Genomic DNA, 17,205 nt, shown 5'->3' on the forward strand with positions numbered 1-17,205 from the left:
AAATTAGAATAATTTTATAAATAAAGGCAAGTTATGCAAAATTTAAATGATGAAATTTCACAAAACAGAAGTCAAGTTAAATTTCCAGATGGAGATGAAGGAATAAAAACCTTAAAAAGAATGAATGAAGCTCATAACGAGGGTGCTTTGTGGGCTATTTCTAAAATAAATTTAGATGAAAATAAACAATTAAATATTTTAGATATTGGTTGTGGCGGCGGACAAAATTTACTAAATTTAAGCATTAAATTTAAAAACTCAACGCTTTTTGGCATTGATTATTCGCCAACTAGTATAAATTTAAGTGCTGAAATTTGCAAAAATTTAGTGGTTAATAAAAGACTTTGTTTGAATATTTCAGATGTTCATAAAATGAGTTTTAGTGACAGCAAATTTGATTTAGTAACTGCTTTTGAAACGCTTTATTTTTGGGAAAATTTAGACATTGCATTTAAAGAGATAAAAAGAGTTCTTAAAAAAGATGGCAAATTTATGATATTTTTGGAAGGCACAACAAAGCAAACTCTTGAAAAATGGGAAAATTTAGGCGAAGGGATTAAACTTAAAAATAAATTAAATCCAACTGAGGTTAAGGAAATTTTAAATAAAAATGGCTTTTTAAATGTTGAAATTTACCAAAAAGACAAAAGCGAAAAAACTTGTTTTATAGCAAAAGTGTAAATTTGCTCAAAGTCATAATATATGGTCTTTTAAGCTGTTTTTGAACAAAATGTGTTTTATTAATATTTTATAAACATTTACTTAATTTTTATAGAGTGTATCCTTTAACAAAGGAGAAATATATGAATTTTAAATTTAAAAAAGCCTATAATCCAGCGGTTTTTTATCCATCGATTATAGTGCTTTTTATAGTTTTAAGTATATGTTTGGTCTTTCCTACATCTACTTTAAAAAATCTTAAAGCAATCCAAAGCTATCTAACGACTAATTTTGGATGGTTTTATGTATTAAGTGTTGCTTTAATTTTCTTTTCAATGTTATTTTTAATGATATCTAGATTTGGAAATATAAAACTTGGAAGTGATCACTCAAAGCCTGAGTATTCAAATCTAGCATGGTTTGCTATGCTTTTTGCAGCAGGAATGGGAATTGGACTTATGTTTTTTGGAGTTGGTGAGCCACTTATGCACTATCTTGCTCCACCATCGGCAGATCCTCAAACCATAGAAGCTGCAAAACAAGCTATGAAACTTACATTTTTTCACTGGGGATTTAACGCTTGGGCAGTTTATGGCATAGTTGCTATAATACTAGCTTATTTTGCTTACAGGCACAATCTTCCACTTACATTAAGATCTGCTTTTTATCCAATAGTTGGAGATAAAATTTATGGAAGATTTGGGGATGTAATTGATATTTTAGCAGTACTTGCTACACTTTTTGGTGTTACAACTTCTCTTGGATATGGAGTTTTGCAAATAAATGCTGGATTTAATTATCTTTTTGGCATAGAAATGACTACAAATATTCAAATTATCACAATACTAATAATTACAGTTTTTGTAACAATCTCTGCAACAAGCGGTGTTGATAAGGGCATAAAAATTTTAAGTCTTTCAAATATATTTTTAGCATTTTTATTTGTAGCTTTTATATTTGTTTTAGGAAATACAACTGGGCTTTTAAAATCACTAGTCGAAAATACAGGAAACTATCTAACATCTTTCATAGGTGATAACTTCAACCTTTTTGCCTATGAGAAAAAAAATGAAAATTGGCTTGGTGGTTGGACACTTTTATACTGGACTTGGTGGCTTTCTTGGTCGCCATTTGTAGGACTATTTATAGCTAAAATTTCACGCGGAAGGACTATAAGAGAATTTGTTGTTGGAGTGCTTTTAGTTCCATCTGGATTTACATTTTTATGGATGAGTGCTTTTGGAAATAGTGCAATAGAGCTTGTAAATGAAGGCTTTACTAGACTTGCAGATGTAACAAATCAAGATGTTTCACTAGCTTTATTTGTATTTTTAGAAAAATTTCCATTAACAAGTGTGCTATCTGGTATTTCAGTTTTAATGATATGTCTATTTTTTATAACTTCGGCTGATTCATCTGCTATGGTTATAGATATGCTTTGCTCACGCGGGAAAGATAGAACGCCTATTTGGCAAAAGATATTTTGGTGTGTTTTAATAGGTATTATCGCAGCTGTTTTACTCTATACTGGTGGACTTGATGCTCTTCAAACTATGACTATCATCTCAGCACTTCCACTTTCTATAGCACTACTTGGCTGTATGTATGGACTTTTTAAGGCTCTAAGGGTTGATTATGAAAAAGGCTACACAAGAAGCATTTTTAATCTCCCAACAGGACTTACTAGCTCAAAAAGATGGCAAGATAGGCTTAAAAACATTATTGATACACCAGATAAAGACGAAGCAAGAGATTTTTTACTTGAAGTTGCAGAGCCTGCGTTTAATGAAGTTTGCGATGAGTTTATAAAAAATGGACTAAAAGCAAGAGTGGAAAAAATAGGCATAAATGGAAAAATTAATATTCATGTTGGAATGGGTGAAGACACAGACTTTATCTATGGTGTAAAAATTATAAAAACTCAAACTCCTGATTATGCTATGAGCGATAACTACTATAGAGCTGAAGTTTATCTCTTTGAAGGCGGTCAAGACTATGATGTAATTGGTTGGAGCAAAGAAGCTTTAATAAACGATGTGATAGATCAATATCACAAACATATGTATTTTTTACATAAAACAAATAGCTAGTTAGCCAACCTAAAAAAGTCAAATTTGTTTTAAATTTGACTTTTTTCTTTTAAGTAAAGCTCGTAAAGTTTTGCCTCTTTTAAAAAAGCATAAAAAGCATTATTAATAGCATCTATAAAACCTATTCTTCCGTTTAAAAAATTTCGTCTTATAAAATAAGATTTAAAAAACATAACTGGAAAAATAAAAGTTAATTTTAAAAAAGATGATTTTTTACCCTTATTAAATTTTTCATTTGCCCTAAGAGTGGAATAAGTATTCGTTTTTTCAAGTTTTTTGCTAATGCTATCAGTGCCATAATGCTTAATAAAGCCTTTTACTTGTAAAATTTTTCCATTTATTTTTATACTTTCGTGTACTAATTTTTCAGGATAAACACCAAATTCTTTTTTAAAAAATCTAACTCTTGAAATTTGCTTTATTGCTTTAATTTGCCAAGGTTTTAATCTAAAATCAACTATTTTTATCTCAAGTGCTTGGCACTTATTTTCATTTATAGTTTCTATAATATCATCTTTTAAATTATCGCTTAACTCTTCATCGGCATCCAAATTGAGCACCCACTCATTTGAGCACAAATTTTTAGCATATTCTTTTTGGGCTGAATAACCTAAAAAATTTTTATGAAAAATTGCTACATTATATCTTTTTGCAATTTCAAGTGTTTTATCAGTGCTTCCACTATCCACGATTATAATTTCATTAAAATCCTTAACACTTTCAAGCACTCTTGCAATATGTTTTTCCTCATCTTGACAAATTATATAAACAGATGCTTTTATCAAATTTAATCCTTAAAATTTATTTCTAATACGTGTAAATCTAAGCCAAAAATCAAAAAAACTTTCCGTGCCAAGAATCCCTATTCTTTTAATTTTTAAACGCTCGTCGTTAATATCAAAAACTCCGCGCCTTACAATTACAGCATTTTTAAATCCAGCTTCATCCACTAAATCAACAATCTCATTATTGAATTTACCATAAGGATATGCAAAGCTCAAACAAGGTTTTTTTGTTATATTTTCAACTTCTTTTTTGGAATTTTCTATTTCACTTTTTGCCTGCTGAATTGAAATTGCAGTAAGATTTGCATGCGTACTTGTATGAGCACCAAATTCAACAATATCTCTCATCTGTAAAATTTGCTCTTTATTTAGCATTTTAGAAATATGTGATGTATTTTTAGCCTCCCAGTAATTTTCATCTTGATTTGGAATAAGAAAAATGGTTGCTTTTGCACCGTATTTTTTTAAAATTTTATAAGCATTTGTGAAGTTATCATCATATCCATCATCAAAAGTAATGCAAACTGATTTTTTTGGAAATTCTTTGCCATCTAAAAATTCACAAATTTCACTTAAAGTAAAAAATTTATATCCTTTTTTACTCATCCAAGCGATTTGGCTTTCAAAATCCTCAGGTTTTACTCGCCATTTATCAAACTTATCGCCAAAATGCTCATTAATGCTATGATACATCAAAACCCTTGCTTTATCATTTCCAGCAGGCACTCGCCACCAATTATAACGAAGAGAAAAAGCTATGAAAATAACAAAAAATAAAATATAAATAAATATCATTTTTTAAAATCCTCTATCAAATCTTTATATGCCTTTATATATTTTTGTGTCATTTTTTTTATGCTAAAGTTATCTTTTTTTAATTTTACCTTTGCAAATTCATCTTGATGCTCTTTATAGTTTTTATAAATATCATTTAGTTTTTGAGTTAAATTTTCATTATTAAAAATCAGCTTTTGCGGAAAAATTTGTCCCGCTATACCGGTTTTTGTAGATATCACAAGCGGAGCATAATAAATTCCATCAATTGTAACAAGCCCAAAAGGCTCAAAATGAGAAGCAATAATTTGCAAATCACAACTTGCTAAAACGCTGCCTATATCATCGTCAAATCCGCAAAATTTTACTTTATCGTTTAAATTTAACTCATTTACTAAATTTTTAAGCTCATTTTCATATTCGCCCCAGCCGTAAATTTCAAGCAAAAAATCAAAATCTACTTTTGATAGTGCTCTTATTATGTCTTGGTGTCCTTTTTCTGGACTCAATCTACCTGATGAGACAATGTAAAAAACACTAGATTTTTTTAATTGGCTTGGTTTTTTGTAAGCCATACCGTTTTCAATTACAATACTATTTTTTGGCAAAATTCCTAGCATATTTTCTAAAATTGCAACTGACAAATCAGCAAGTTTATATTTTTTTTTAAAACTTAAATCGTGTTTTGTAGCAATTATTGGAATTTTTTTATCCAGAAAAAATTGTGCATAATGCATAATCTCGATAACTTTTGTATTGTGAGCGTGAATAATGTCAGGTTTTATCTTTTTTAAAAGTTTGGCTGTCTTATATAAAAAAAATGGATTAAAACGATTTTTATCAAAATTAAACTCTATAAATTTGACATTTTTATCTAGTCTTTGTGTTGTATCTTTATTTGAAAGTAAAATTACTTCATGATTTTTACTCATCTCATTACATAGATCCACACAAACTTTTTCAGTTCCGGCAAATTGAATCCATTGAAGTGTTTGTAAAATTTTCAAATTAATTCTCCATTTTTATATATAAATTCTTTCCACTCATAGTCTTGACTAAAATTTTTATTAAAAAGCAATTCAAGCATAAATTTAGTTACGCGTTTTGCATTTGCGATTTTTAATGTTTTTTCTCTGCCATTTTTACTAATTTGCTCCCATTCTCCATTTTTTAAAATTGCTAAAATCTTATCACTACAATCTTTAAAATTTTTAAAATAAACTATATCTTTACTGGGCTCATAAAGTTTATCAAATCCTGTAATAACCGGCGAAAAAGTACATACCCCACAACCTAAAAATTGTGCCATTCTATCACTTGCACCCAAAAGTTTGTTTGAGTTCTCGCAATCCAATTCATCATCTCTGTTAAAATTTATAGCAATTTTGCTCTCATTTATGGCTTTTAAAAAATCATATCCAAAAACTGGTTTGTTCCCTAAACTTGCATAAATTTTATGCTTTATACTGTTTTTTTTACAAAACTCATGAAGCATTAAAGCAAATTTATAACGGTTATCTTCTTTATAATCTCTTGCTATATAGATGATATCATTTGTTTTTGATAAATTTAAATCCATCTCAAAAGCTTCGTCTGAAATATTGGGAAAAAATGAAAAAATCGTGTTTTGATATTTTTTTGAAATTTCTTTTAATTTAAGCGCATTTGCATAAAAAAACAGATCAATTATTTTAAATTTTTCAAAAAATTCAGCTTTTTCTTCTAGATGATCAACATACCACATCGCAATTTTTATATTTGGCAAAACTTTTTTTATCTTAACAAGCGTATCGTTTTCTATCTTTTCAGCTTTTGCAATAAGCAAAACATCAGCATTTATATTTTTACATATTTCAATTAGCTTTTGATTCATTTTTTTTAAACCACTATTTTTAACGCCAAAAAATCTTAAATTTTTCTCCCAATCTCTATAGCTGAAATCATATACAAAATGACCGTTTTGATGAAGTCCATGCGAAATTTTACGCTCTAAGCCATAAAAAAAATTTCCATCATCAAATTCATTAAAAATACCACAATGAACAATTCTAAGATTTTTCATAAATTTCCTCATAGTAATTTTGTAAATTTAAGATATATTTTTCAAATTTAAAATTTTCAATTATATTTTTATTTTTTTCTTTAAAAATTTCAACTTTTGCATCATAATTCATGTAAATTTCATCTATTTTATCACTTAAATTCTCATGGTTTATTAAAAATTCATCGTCTAAAATTTCAACTATTCCACCAACTGGTGTAGAAATTACAATAGGAGCGTAAAAAAGACCTTCTAAAAGCGTAAGTGGAAAACCTTCTTTTATGGAACTAATAACTTGTAAATTTGAATTTGCTAAAATTTGCGGAATGTTTTGACAAAAACCAAGAAGTTTAACTTTATTTTTTAAATTAAGACTATTTATTAAATTCTGCAAATTTTCCCTTTCGAAACCATCACCTACAATTTGTAAAACAAAGTTAAATTTAAGCTTCTTTACTTCATTTATCAAAATATCAAAACCTTTAATTTTATCAAGCCTGCCAACAGCTGTAATGGTAAAAGTTTTTGATAAATTCGGCTTTATATTTTGCTTATTTATACCAAAATAGATAACTTTTGATTCATGATTTATAGTATTTACGACATTTTTTGAAACAGCTATAACATTTTTAATTTTATTAAAAATTTTACCTTTTCTATTATTGTGCTTTGTAGCAATAAACTTAAATTTTAAAAATTTACTTAAAATAAAGCCCATTTGCGTAGCTTTTGCCCCATGAGTGTGTAAAATATCTGGCTTAAATTCGTGTAAAAATTTTATAATCTCAAAATATAAAAATATATTGTAACGTTTATCGTAGCTTTTATACTCATAAATTTTTACTCTTTTATCAAATTTATTTAAAAAATTAGCACCTTTTGGTAAGATAAGAGCTACCTCATAGCTTTTACAAAGCTCGTTTAATGTTTGCAAAATGATATTTTCAACACCGCCAAAAATATTTGAACAAGAGAAATAACAAACTCTCACCTACTTCTTCCTTTTTTTATTTTTAAAATAAAATGAAGTATATTTCCTCTACCACTTATCATGATTCTAGGAATTTCATAATTTGGGTATCTGTTTTTTAAAACATCATTGTTTGTAGTAACAGAAAATTTATATCCGGATTCTTTAGCTAGTCGCATACTTTCTTTATCATAAAAACCAAACGGATAAGCAAAGCTTTCACAAGTTATACCAAATTTTTTTTCAATTTCTAATTTTGAGTTTAAAATTTCATTTTGTTTATCTTTATAGCTTAGACTCGGCAAATTTGCATGATTTAAAGTATGAGAGCCAATTTCAATAAGACCACTTTCTAAAAGTTTTTTAACATCTTCGTCACTTAACATTTCTTCACTATTTAATTCATCGCTTGATTTTTTAAGATCTTTATCCGTCGCCCAATTTTTATCAAAGCGGTTACAAACTATAAAAATTGTAGCTTTAAAACTGTATTTTTGAAGTATTGGCAAAGTATTTGTGAGATTATCTTTATATCCATCATCAAAAGTTATAATAATTGATTTTGGTGGTAGATCATCTGATATTTCACGCACAAAATAACTTTTAAAACCATTTTTGCTAAGCCACTTGATTTGCTTTTCAAACTCTTTTGGCTCTACTCTTAAACGGTTAAATTTGCTTTTATTTTTAGGCAAATGCTTGCTTACCATATGATACATCAAAACACGAGGGTATTCATAAGAGATATTTTTTCTCCACCAAGAAAAGCGAAGCGAAAAAATTATAAAGCTAATTAATATCGTAAAAATTAATAATACAATAACTATTTGCAAGGTTTAGCCTTAAATTTATCAGAATACACTAAAAACATAAAAATAGTTACAGCACTAAAAAGTTCTTTTGAGTCAAAAACACTAAAATCAAACTGTGTAATAACTACAAAATATACAAGTAAAGACAAGCATATATAGTTTTTGTCTTTTAAAATTTGATAAAACACAGTTAAAACAGCACTAATCCATGCCACCAAACCAAATATTCCAGTAAAAAGTAATATTTCTAAAGTAGAATTATGAAGTCCTGTATGTGCTGCTATATCAACCGGTAAATTTAAATTTCTCCAACAACTAACACCGTGGCCAAAAAATAAATTATTTGGTATTTGAGTAAGTCCAAATTTCCAAAGATTGGTACGGTAGCTTGAATTCCCTTTAAGAAGTGAATTCACTCTATCTTGAAAAATATCAATGCTTAAATATAGTAGTATTACTGCCAAAATACAAATTCCAAAAATTATAAAAAATCTTTTGTCAAGTTTTTTATAATAAAATATATAAAAAACCATGTACGCTACAAAGCTAGCAACCCAACCTGAGCGTGAAAAAGAAAATAGCATACAAAAACCAAAAATTGTAAGTAAGACTAATCCTATTTTTATATTGTCTTTTAAAATAAAAAGAGTAAAGACAACACCTAAACTCATAGCAAGCCCCATAGCATTTCTATTGTCAAAAGTTCCCTTAAGTCCGCCATAAACAGTATCTGGATTTAAAATTAGCATAAAAATTGCGATGGCTGCCACAAACAAAAGTCCGAATAAAAAGACATTAACTAATACTTTTTTATCAAAATACTTAAGCCTGTAAAAATACGCTAAAGCTATAAAAACCAAAACATATCTATAAAAAAATGCAATTATATAATGCCAAGATTTTTTGGCTAAAAGTTCAGGATTTAAGATGTTTGCTAGACACATACTAAGCAAAATCAAAGCAATAAAAACAGTTAAAACTTTAGTTTTTTTAAAATTCTCAATTAAAACAGAGTAGTTTTTATTTATAATCAAATGCACTACAAAAAATAGTAAAACCAAAACAGTTGAAATTTGATAAATGGCATTCTTAAAAGGAATACTACAAAGCCAAATAAAAAGTATAATATTAAAAGCAAGCTTGTATTTATCTTCTTTTAAGCCAATTAAATACTCATGCATTTAAAACCTCCTTATAAATTTTTAAATTTTCGTTGCACATTTTTTCTAGTGAGAACTTACTCTTTATATAAGAATAGCCATCAAATTTAAGATCTTTTGCCATTAAAATTTTTTGTGCGAGTTCTTTTTCATCAAGTGGGGCAAAAAAATATCCGTTTACATCTTCAATAATTATGTCTTTTACGCCCCCATGATTACTTGCCACAACTGGTATGTTTAGAGCTATTGCCTCAGCTACGCTTCTTCCAAAGCTTTCAGGCTTTATAGATGCGCTAACTACAACATCACTAAGAGCATAAATTTTTGCAATTTCACTAATGCTTCCTAAAAAAATAATACTCTTTTTGATATCTAATTTACAAATGAGTTTTTTTAAGAACTCAAAATATTTTTTTCTTTTTGAGTGAACTCCGCCTACTACTAGAAGTTTAACATTTTTGCTTTCTAGAATTTTTATGGCCTTTATAATTGTTTCAATGTTTTTTAAATTTGAAATTCTACCAACACAGCTTATAATAAAATCATCTTTTTTTAAACCAAACTCACTTCTTAATTTCTCTTTGCTCTCAAATTTTGTAGCATCAAAATTTTCTAAATTTACACCTCTAAAGATAACTGAAATCCTACTCTCATCGACATTAAAATTTTTAATAATATACTCTTTTATAAAATTACTAGGCACAATGATTCTATCTGCTTTTACCATTATTTTACTATAAAAATTTACTGAATTAGCTCCATGAACCGTACTTATAATCTTGCATTTTGGTTTTGCAAAATGCACCATCCAAGCAGGCACGCGCGATCTTATATGCACAATATCCGGCTTTATCTCTTTTAAAATTTTGCAAAGTTTTAAAATCCTTACAGGAGCTGTAAAAATATTTTTTGAGCAAACATCATGTAAAATTACCTTGCCACCGTCTTTTTCTATGATACCAGCTAATTTTCCGCCTTTTGTAATCACAAAATTTTCAATTTTATTTTTTACAAATTCACGATTAAGCTCGACTACACCACGTTCAACGCCGCCTTCATTGAGCTCTGGTAAAATTTGAACTACTTTCATAAAATTATGCCTTTTAGAACATCTTTTAAATTTAGTTTTTCTGTTTTTTCAAAAGCGTCGTTTGGACTATAGATTTTTACCAAATTTAATTTTTCTAAATTTAATAAAAATTTATCAAATTTAGAATTTTTATTTTTTTTAAGAGGTAGCACATAAACTGAACTTTTGCCAGCACAAACAGCTTCACTTATCATAGATACACTATCTCTAGTTATAAACACAAACTCAGATTTTGTAACAAAATCATAGATTGGGTTAATTCTATTTTCACTAAAAATTATAGAAAAATTAAAATTTCTTTTTTTTAGTTCTTCTTCAAGCCATTTTGGAGTTCTTGGGGATGTGGTTAATAAAACTTCATATCCTCTAAATTTAGCCATAATTTCATCTATTGCATCTAAAATATTAGGTATTATTTCAAAAATTTTGTTATTTCCACCAATTATAAATGAAATAGATTTGGACTTAGGAGAATAAAACTCTTTTTTCTCTAAAAAATTTATGTTTACAGGTAAAATTGTCATATTTTCAAGCTTTATTTTTGCATCGTTTTTTGTAGAAAAAATATGATAAAAATCTTTTCTAAAACCCTTTGGCATCATTAAAGCTATATTTTTAGATTTAAAGTTTTTAGCAAAAAACTTATTTGCATAATAAGTTGTCGAACCAGCGGAAACTATGAAATCAAATTTATCATTTTTTGGCTTTTCATACATAAAGATTGGAATATAAATTTTTAAAAAATCCAACACATATGAAAAAAGTTTTAAAATTTTAAATTTAAACTTGACATTTATTATTTCATAATCAAAGTTTTTTAATTTACATAAAGCTACACTCTGACTTTCATGACCAAGTCTTTTGTCACTTATTATTAAAGCTTTCATTACATACATTAATCTTGTTTCCAACGATTATGCATCCAAAACCATTGCTCTGGGCTTTGAGATATAATTTCTTCATATATCCTATTACAAATTATAGTTATTGCCTCTATATCTTTTTCTTTATTACCACTTAGAGTTAAATCTGGAAACTTTTTTATAACTATTTCATATTTGTTGTTTGGAAGTCTTCTTGCAAAAATTGGTATAATTTCTGGATGAAATTTCATATAAAGTGAAGCTACAGTTTTGGCAGTATGGCATTTTCTACCAAAAAATGGTACATAAATGCTATTGTTTAATTTTAAATCAGTAAGCATGCCAACTATTCCACCACTTTTTAAAGTTTTTACAATCTTGCTCATTGCATGGTCTTTGTAAGCTAATTTATTGTTATACTCATCTCTAAAAGGTGTTGTTATTTTGCTTTCTATTAAAGAATTATTTCCCTCTCTTGAGATAACAAGCTGTGGAAAACCCATCTTTGCAACAAATTTGGTCAAAATTTCCCAATTTCCAAAATGAGCTGTAAAAAAAACAATTCCATTTTTTCTATTTTGCATGGCTTTTTCAACATTTTTTTTATAACCATTTGGGTCTTCAAAAAAATCTTCCAATTCAACTCTTTTGTTTATTAAAAGCAAACAATCAGCTGTTGTTCTTGCAAGACTCCTAAATGTCTTTTTTGCTAAATTATAAACTTCCTTTTCATTTAAATTTTTAAATGAAAAGGATAAATTATTAATTGCAATTCTACGTCTTGATTTTAGAATATAAAAGAAAAAAATCGATATCTTGTCTAAAAATAAATAAACTAAATTTTTAGGCATAAATTTTGATATTTTTATTAGCAGTAAAACAAAAATATATTCTATCTTTTCACGCAAAATTTCTCCTTTAAATTATAGAATTATAGCTTTTTTAATTAAAAAACTGCTAAAATTAGCGCAATAAATAATTTTGGAGTTTAAAGATGATAAAAATAGCAGTTGTAGGTTTAGGTTATGTTGGGCTTCCACTAGCTCTTGCTTTTTCAAAAAAATTTGACGTTATTGGTTATGATACTAACGAATCAAGAATAAAAGAGTTAAAAAATGGTCGTGATAAAACATTAGAAGCTAGCGATGATGAGCTAAAAGATGCATTAAACAATAATTTAAAATTCACCTACAATCTGGATGATTTAAAAAAATATAATTTTTTTATAATAGCAGTTCCAACACCAGTTGATAAAAATAATCGCCCAGATTTGACACCACTTTTAAAAGCTAGCCAAAGTGTTGGAAGTGTACTTAAAAAAGGTGATATTGTTGTTTATGAAAGCACTGTTTATCCAGGAGCTACCGAAGAAGAGTGTGTTCCAGCATTAGAAAAGTTTTCAAATTTGAAATTTAATAAAGACTTTTTTTGTGGATATTCTCCAGAGAGGATAAATCCAGGAGATAAAGAACATACTATTACAAAGATTAAAAAAATAACTTCAGGTTCAACAAAAAAAGTAGCTGATATAGTTGATGATGTTTATGCAAGCATTATAAAAGCAGGGACTTTTAAAGCCAGTAGCATAAAAGTTGCAGAAGCTGCAAAGGTCATAGAAAATACTCAAAGAGATATAAATATAGCTTTTGTAAATGAGCTTGCTATGATTTTTGAGAAAATGCATATTGATACAACAGAGGTTTTAAAAGCCGCTGGAACAAAGTGGAATTTTTTAAAATTTAGCCCAGGATTAGTTGGTGGGCACTGTATAGGTGTTGATCCATACTACTTAACTCACAAAGCTCAAGAGCTTGGATATCATCCTGAAATAATACTTGCAGGAAGAAGAATAAATGATAATATGGGAAAATATGCTGCAAATAGAGTCGTAAAACTCATGATAAAACATGATAAAAAGATTAATAAGGCAAAAGTTTTAATACTTGGCATTACATTTAAAGAAAACTGTACTGATATAAGAAACTCACGTGTCATTGATGTGATAAAAGAGTTAAAAGAATTTGGTTGTAATGTAGATGTTTATGATCCTTGGGCTGATAGAAATGAAGTTTTAAAGGAATATAATTTAAATTTAATAGAAAATTTAAATTTAAATAATTATGATGCTGTGGTATTGGCAGTGGCTCATGATGAGTTCAAAAATTTAGATTTTTCAAATTTAGATGCTGTAATATTTGATATAAAAGGTGTTTTAGAAAATGCAGATGGAAGACTTTAATATCTTCCTATTTACCCAAACAAAATGATGAAAACATCTCATCTAAAATTTCTGTTCGCTCAAATGGTCTTGTTATAGATGAAATTTCACTAATTGCTGAGTTTATTTCATAAGCAAAAAGCTCAAGCTCGTTTTCATTTAATAAATTTTTAGCTCTTAAAATTCCCTCTTTTGCTGAATTTACAGCATTTATTTGATAAGTTGCTGTAAGCATAATCCCATCATAATTTTTAGTATCAAGATAATTTTTCAACTCATCAGTAACTAGTCTAATGCCCTCTTTAACTGAAATTTGAAGAGGTTTATTTAGTTTTTTATCAAATTTTTGAATTAAATCTGATTTGTTTAAAATATAAAATATTTTTTTATCATTTTTTTCAAGACCCCTGCATATTTCTAAAATTACCCTATCCTCATCATCAAATTTAGCTGAGCTGTCAAACACTGCTAGAATAATATCGGCCTCATTTGCTTTTTTTATTGCAGTTTCAATGCCAATTTTTTCTATATTTGAAACACCCTCTCTAATGCCTGCAGTATCAATTATCCTAACTAAATGGCTTCCTAGCATAAGACTTTCTTCTATCGAGTCCCTAGTAGTACCAGCCTCATTTGAGATTATAGCTCTGTCATAAGATAAAAGTGCGTTTAAAATAGAGCTTTTTCCAACATTTGGCTTTCCTATAATAGCAACTTTAAATCCCTCTATAAGCCCTTTTCTTTGATTGCTAATAGTAACAATCTCATCAAGTTTTTTATAATTTTTACTAAGTAAAATATTAATTTTTTCTAAAATATCAGTTGGTAAATCTTCTTCTGCATAATCTATACAAACTTCAGTATAAGCAAGAGTTTTAACAAGCTCACCCCTTAAAGACTCAACAAATGCACTAAGTGATCCTTGCATTTGATAGGTTAAAATTTTTAAAGCATCTTTGCTTCTAGCAGTTATTAGACTTTGGATAGAGCTTGCTTTTGCAAGATCCATTTTATCATTTAAAAAGGCTCTTTTACTAAATTCTCCTGGTTGTGCAAGTCTAGCACCAGCTTTTAAAAGCTCATCAATGATTAAATTTGAAATCAAAAATCCACCATGAGTTTGAAACTCAACTATATCCTCTCCAGTAAAACTTTTTGGAGATTTAAAATAAATTATTATACCTCTATCTATAAGCTCATTGTCTAAAGAATAAATTTTTAGCAAAGTTGCATATCTTGGAGTTAAATTTTTTGTTTTTAAAAGTTTTAATGAGATATCTAAAGCTTCTTTTCCACTAACTCTTATAATAGATACTGCCCCAACCCCATTTGCAGTAGATATAGCTACAATTGTATCATTCATTTTTTTCCGGTCTTATAACTATAAATTTTCCATGCCTTGAAGAGCGAACACCGACATAATTATTAGGAAGCTCATTTCTAAGCTGTTCTAGGGCAATTTTTACCAAAACACCATCTAAAGGTTTAGTTTGAGCTTTTCCGGTTGTTTTTACCTTTTCAATAACATCAACCAAATATGCAGCAATCATTTTTTCTTGATTTTCTAAAAATCGTGAAATCTCAAGCCTTACATGATATCCGTATTTTGGATAAATCCAATTGTGAAGAAGATGTGTTATTGCCTTATATCTATATCCTTCTTTTCCTATTAAAAGTGCCGCATCATCACCATCTAATTTTATATAAATAGTTTTATCATCAAATTTATTTACTTCAAAGCTATTGATGTTGAAAAAATCATTTTTAAAAAGATTTTCGATTCCATTTTTTATTTCAATAATAGCCTTGTTTATTTCAACTTTTTCATTATTTGGTTTTGTAAATTCTTTCTTATTTTCAAAATTATTTTTTTGCTTTTCAGGTTTTTGATGGCTTTTATCATCCTTTTTAGCTTTTTGAGATTTTTCACCTTTATCTATATTTTGCTCTTTTTTAACTTTTTTTGATTCGCTACTTTTGTTTGTTTCTTTTAAAGATTTTGTATAGCCAACTTTTTTAGCATCTATGATTGCATTTTTTTTGAAAAAACCCAAAATCCCACTTTTTGGATGTTGCAAAACTTTAAAATCAAGCTCAGTTACAGAACACCCTAACTCAACTGAGGCTTTTGTGATAGCCTCTTCTAATGTAAATGCTTCAAATTTCACTATTTTTTCTCCGCCATTTCTAATTCTTTTCTCTTTTTAAACATTTTATTTATAATAATTTGCTGAATTAAGGCAAATATATTATTAACACACCAATAAAGTGTAAGTCCAGCTGGGAATGTCATAAAGAAAAATATAAATATTACAGGTAAAAATTTCATAATCTTTTCTTGCATTGGATCAGTAAAGCTCGTAGGAGTAAGGCGTTGTTGGATATACATAGCAGCACCCATTATAATAGGAAGTATAAAATATGGATCTTTAATAGCTAAATTATCTATCCAAAGTATCCAAGGTGCTCCTTGAAGCTCAATTGCATTTAATAAAACTCTATAAATTGCAAAAAATACAGGAATTTGTAAAATCATAGGCAAACATCCACCCATTGGATTTGCACCATGCTTTCTATATAGTTCCATAACTTGTGCTTGCATTTTTTGCGGATCATTTTTATATTTTTCTCTAATTTCTTTCATTTTTGGAGCTAAATCTTTTAACTTATTCATAGAAATCATAGCTTTATAAGTAAGTGGTGATAAGATAAGCCTTATTAAAATAGTTAAAATAACTATTGCCCAACCCCAGTTTCCAACCATAGTATAAAACTTACTAAGTAACCAAAACATAGGTTTTGCAATAAAAGTAAACCAGCCATACTCTATAACATCACTCAATTCAGGATTTATTGATTTTAAAAGCTCATGATTTTTAGGCCCTATAAAGCCACCAGCTTCAAAAACTCTATCTTCAACTGCTACAAAAGCTTGATTTATTCCATCACTTGTCTCATTTAGCGCTACTTTCATAGGTTTTTCAAAATTATAAAATAAAGTTGCGTAGTATCTATCAAAAGATGATGCAATATCGATATTATTATAAGTTTGAGCTTTATTTTTTACTTTTCCATCTTTTACGATTTCTAGATTATCTTCTAAATTTCTAAGTAATACTCCATGGATTGTAAGTCTATCTGCTGCAACATCTGGCCTAAGTCCTGGAGTTACAAAGTAATTTTCATTCTTATTTGTTTCTACTTTTACCTTATAATTACCCCTTTTTGAAAAAGTTATAGTTTTTTTAACTATAACTTCGCCTAAATTTTGAGTAAGAACAACGCTTTTTTCACCATCATTTAAATTAATGTTTGACACACTTGCTTCGTACGGAATTTCAAAAGCTAGCTTATTAATTTCTTGGTTTGCAAACCTAATTTCTAATGGTTTTGGATATTGTGTTATTAAATTTAAAAAATTTCCTTCTTCATCTTTATAAATATTTTCATTTAATTTAAATGAACTTATTCTTCCCAAAGAGTCAATTTTAGCATTAAAATAATTTGAAGTTATATTTACTATTGTTTTATCTTCTTTTGAAACTGTATTAATAGGAGCTTTATTTTGATTATCAAGCTTTACATCAGGTGCCTCGTTTGCGGTTTTTACCTGTTTTGTGGCAATTGTTGCATTTGTATCTCTAAATTTTGACAAATAAAGACTATCGTAGGCTATAAAAAAAATGAAAGCAAGAAGCGTTGCAATGATAGCTCTTTTTTGAATTGATTTTTCATCCATCAT

16 protein-coding genes are annotated in these 17,205 nt (G+C 28.0%); 3 read left to right on the plus strand and 13 right to left on the minus strand.

What is annotated here, in order from left to right; translation table 11 throughout:
- Positions 1–33: 33 nt before the first annotated feature.
- Positions 34–681 carry a class I SAM-dependent methyltransferase gene (locus tag CURT_RS06555; RefSeq protein WP_018712625.1) on the plus strand — a complete coding sequence of 216 codons (648 nt, stop codon included), beginning with the start codon at positions 34–36 and terminating at the stop codon, positions 679–681.
- A 122-nt stretch (positions 682–803) separates the two neighbouring features.
- A complete protein-coding gene (locus tag CURT_RS06560) occupies positions 804–2,750 on the plus strand; it encodes a BCCT family transporter (protein WP_018712626.1) in 1,947 nt (648 codons plus the stop codon).
- A gap of 29 nt (positions 2,751–2,779) precedes the next feature.
- Here CURT_RS06560 and CURT_RS06565 read toward each other — a convergent pair whose 3' ends face one another.
- Genes CURT_RS06565 through CURT_RS06610 form a run of 10 tightly spaced genes read right to left on the minus strand, consistent with a single transcriptional unit; the run spans position 2,780 to position 12,153 of the window.
- Positions 2,780–3,535: a glycosyltransferase family 2 protein gene (locus tag CURT_RS06565; RefSeq protein ID WP_018712627.1), complete on the minus strand. Its 756-nt coding sequence runs from the start codon at positions 3,533–3,535 to the stop codon at positions 2,780–2,782.
- Positions 3,536–3,544: 9 nt separating this feature from the next.
- Positions 3,545–4,330: a polysaccharide deacetylase family protein gene (locus CURT_RS06570; protein ID WP_018712628.1), complete on the minus strand. Its 786-nt coding sequence runs from the start codon at positions 4,328–4,330 to the stop codon at positions 3,545–3,547.
- A complete protein-coding gene (locus CURT_RS06575) occupies positions 4,327–5,316 on the minus strand; it encodes a glycosyltransferase (protein ID WP_018712629.1) in 990 nt (329 codons plus the stop codon). Before CURT_RS06575 ends, CURT_RS06570 begins: the two co-directional genes overlap by 4 nt.
- Positions 5,313–6,371 carry a glycosyltransferase gene (locus tag CURT_RS06580; RefSeq protein WP_018712630.1) on the minus strand — a complete coding sequence of 353 codons (1,059 nt, stop codon included), beginning with the start codon at positions 6,369–6,371 and terminating at the stop codon, positions 5,313–5,315. The genes CURT_RS06575 and CURT_RS06580 overlap by 4 nt, the downstream gene beginning before the upstream one ends.
- Positions 6,358–7,341: a glycosyltransferase gene (locus tag CURT_RS06585; protein ID WP_018712631.1), complete on the minus strand. Its 984-nt coding sequence runs from the start codon at positions 7,339–7,341 to the stop codon at positions 6,358–6,360. Before CURT_RS06585 ends, CURT_RS06580 begins: the two co-directional genes overlap by 14 nt.
- Positions 7,338–8,153: a polysaccharide deacetylase family protein gene (locus tag CURT_RS06590; protein WP_018712632.1), complete on the minus strand. Its 816-nt coding sequence runs from the start codon at positions 8,151–8,153 to the stop codon at positions 7,338–7,340. The genes CURT_RS06585 and CURT_RS06590 overlap by 4 nt, the downstream gene beginning before the upstream one ends.
- The gene (locus CURT_RS06595; protein WP_018712633.1) at positions 8,144–9,313 is read right to left on the minus strand and encodes an O-antigen ligase family protein; all 1,170 of its coding nucleotides are present in this window, start codon (positions 9,311–9,313) and stop codon (positions 8,144–8,146) included. Before CURT_RS06595 ends, CURT_RS06590 begins: the two co-directional genes overlap by 10 nt.
- A complete protein-coding gene (locus CURT_RS06600; RefSeq protein WP_018712634.1) occupies positions 9,306–10,382 on the minus strand; it encodes a glycosyltransferase family 4 protein in 1,077 nt (358 codons plus the stop codon). Before CURT_RS06600 ends, CURT_RS06595 begins: the two co-directional genes overlap by 8 nt.
- The gene (locus CURT_RS06605) at positions 10,379–11,293 is read right to left on the minus strand and encodes an ELM1/GtrOC1 family putative glycosyltransferase (protein WP_018712635.1); all 915 of its coding nucleotides are present in this window, start codon (positions 11,291–11,293) and stop codon (positions 10,379–10,381) included. The genes CURT_RS06600 and CURT_RS06605 overlap by 4 nt, the downstream gene beginning before the upstream one ends.
- The gene (locus CURT_RS06610) at positions 11,278–12,153 is read right to left on the minus strand and encodes a lysophospholipid acyltransferase family protein (protein ID WP_018712636.1); all 876 of its coding nucleotides are present in this window, start codon (positions 12,151–12,153) and stop codon (positions 11,278–11,280) included. The genes CURT_RS06605 and CURT_RS06610 overlap by 16 nt, the downstream gene beginning before the upstream one ends.
- An 86-nt stretch (positions 12,154–12,239) precedes the next feature.
- On the opposite strand from CURT_RS06610, the gene CURT_RS06615 reads away from it, so the two are divergent.
- Entirely contained in the window at positions 12,240–13,484 is a 1,245-nt protein-coding gene (locus CURT_RS06615; protein ID WP_018712637.1) for a nucleotide sugar dehydrogenase, read from the plus strand.
- Positions 13,485–13,491: 7 nt separating this feature from the next.
- On the opposite strand, the gene mnmE is transcribed toward CURT_RS06615, so the two are convergent.
- Genes mnmE through yidC form a run of 3 tightly spaced genes read right to left on the minus strand, consistent with a single transcriptional unit; the run spans position 13,492 to position 17,205 of the window.
- Positions 13,492–14,826, minus strand: a complete 1,335-nt coding sequence (gene mnmE, locus CURT_RS06620) for a tRNA uridine-5-carboxymethylaminomethyl(34) synthesis GTPase MnmE (RefSeq protein WP_018712638.1) — start codon at positions 14,824–14,826, stop codon at positions 13,492–13,494.
- Complete coding sequence (locus CURT_RS06625) at positions 14,819–15,631, minus strand: Jag N-terminal domain-containing protein (RefSeq protein WP_018712639.1); 813 nt, start codon at positions 15,629–15,631, stop codon at positions 14,819–14,821. The genes mnmE and CURT_RS06625 overlap by 8 nt, the downstream gene beginning before the upstream one ends.
- A complete protein-coding gene (yidC, locus tag CURT_RS06630) occupies positions 15,631–17,205 on the minus strand; it encodes a membrane protein insertase YidC (RefSeq protein WP_018712640.1) in 1,575 nt (524 codons plus the stop codon). Before yidC ends, CURT_RS06625 begins: the two co-directional genes overlap by 1 nt.

It is taken from the genome of Campylobacter ureolyticus, assembly GCF_013372225.1.
GTDB classification, from domain to species: domain Bacteria; phylum Campylobacterota; class Campylobacteria; order Campylobacterales; family Campylobacteraceae; genus Campylobacter_B; species Campylobacter_B ureolyticus.

Excerpts from the sequence above, each read along its gene's own strand:
- CURT_RS06555 (WP_018712625.1), top strand. The coding sequence starts at position 34 with ATGCAAAATTTAAATGATGAAATTTCACAAAACAGAAGTCAAGTTAAA.
- CURT_RS06560 (WP_018712626.1), top strand. The coding sequence starts at position 804 with ATGAATTTTAAATTTAAAAAAGCCTATAATCCAGCGGTTTTTTATCCA.
- CURT_RS06570 (WP_018712628.1), bottom strand. The coding sequence starts at position 4,330 with ATGATATTTATTTATATTTTATTTTTTGTTATTTTCATAGCTTTTTCT.
- CURT_RS06580 (WP_018712630.1), bottom strand. The coding sequence starts at position 6,371 with ATGAAAAATCTTAGAATTGTTCATTGTGGTATTTTTAATGAATTTGAT.
- CURT_RS06595 (WP_018712633.1), bottom strand. The coding sequence starts at position 9,313 with ATGCATGAGTATTTAATTGGCTTAAAAGAAGATAAATACAAGCTTGCT.
- CURT_RS06600 (WP_018712634.1), bottom strand. The coding sequence starts at position 10,382 with ATGAAAGTAGTTCAAATTTTACCAGAGCTCAATGAAGGCGGCGTTGAA.
- CURT_RS06615 (WP_018712637.1), top strand. The coding sequence starts at position 12,240 with ATGATAAAAATAGCAGTTGTAGGTTTAGGTTATGTTGGGCTTCCACTA.
- mnmE (WP_018712638.1), bottom strand. The coding sequence starts at position 14,826 with ATGAATGATACAATTGTAGCTATATCTACTGCAAATGGGGTTGGGGCA.
- yidC (WP_018712640.1), bottom strand. The coding sequence starts at position 17,205 with ATGATGGATGAAAAATCAATTCAAAAAAGAGCTATCATTGCAACGCTT.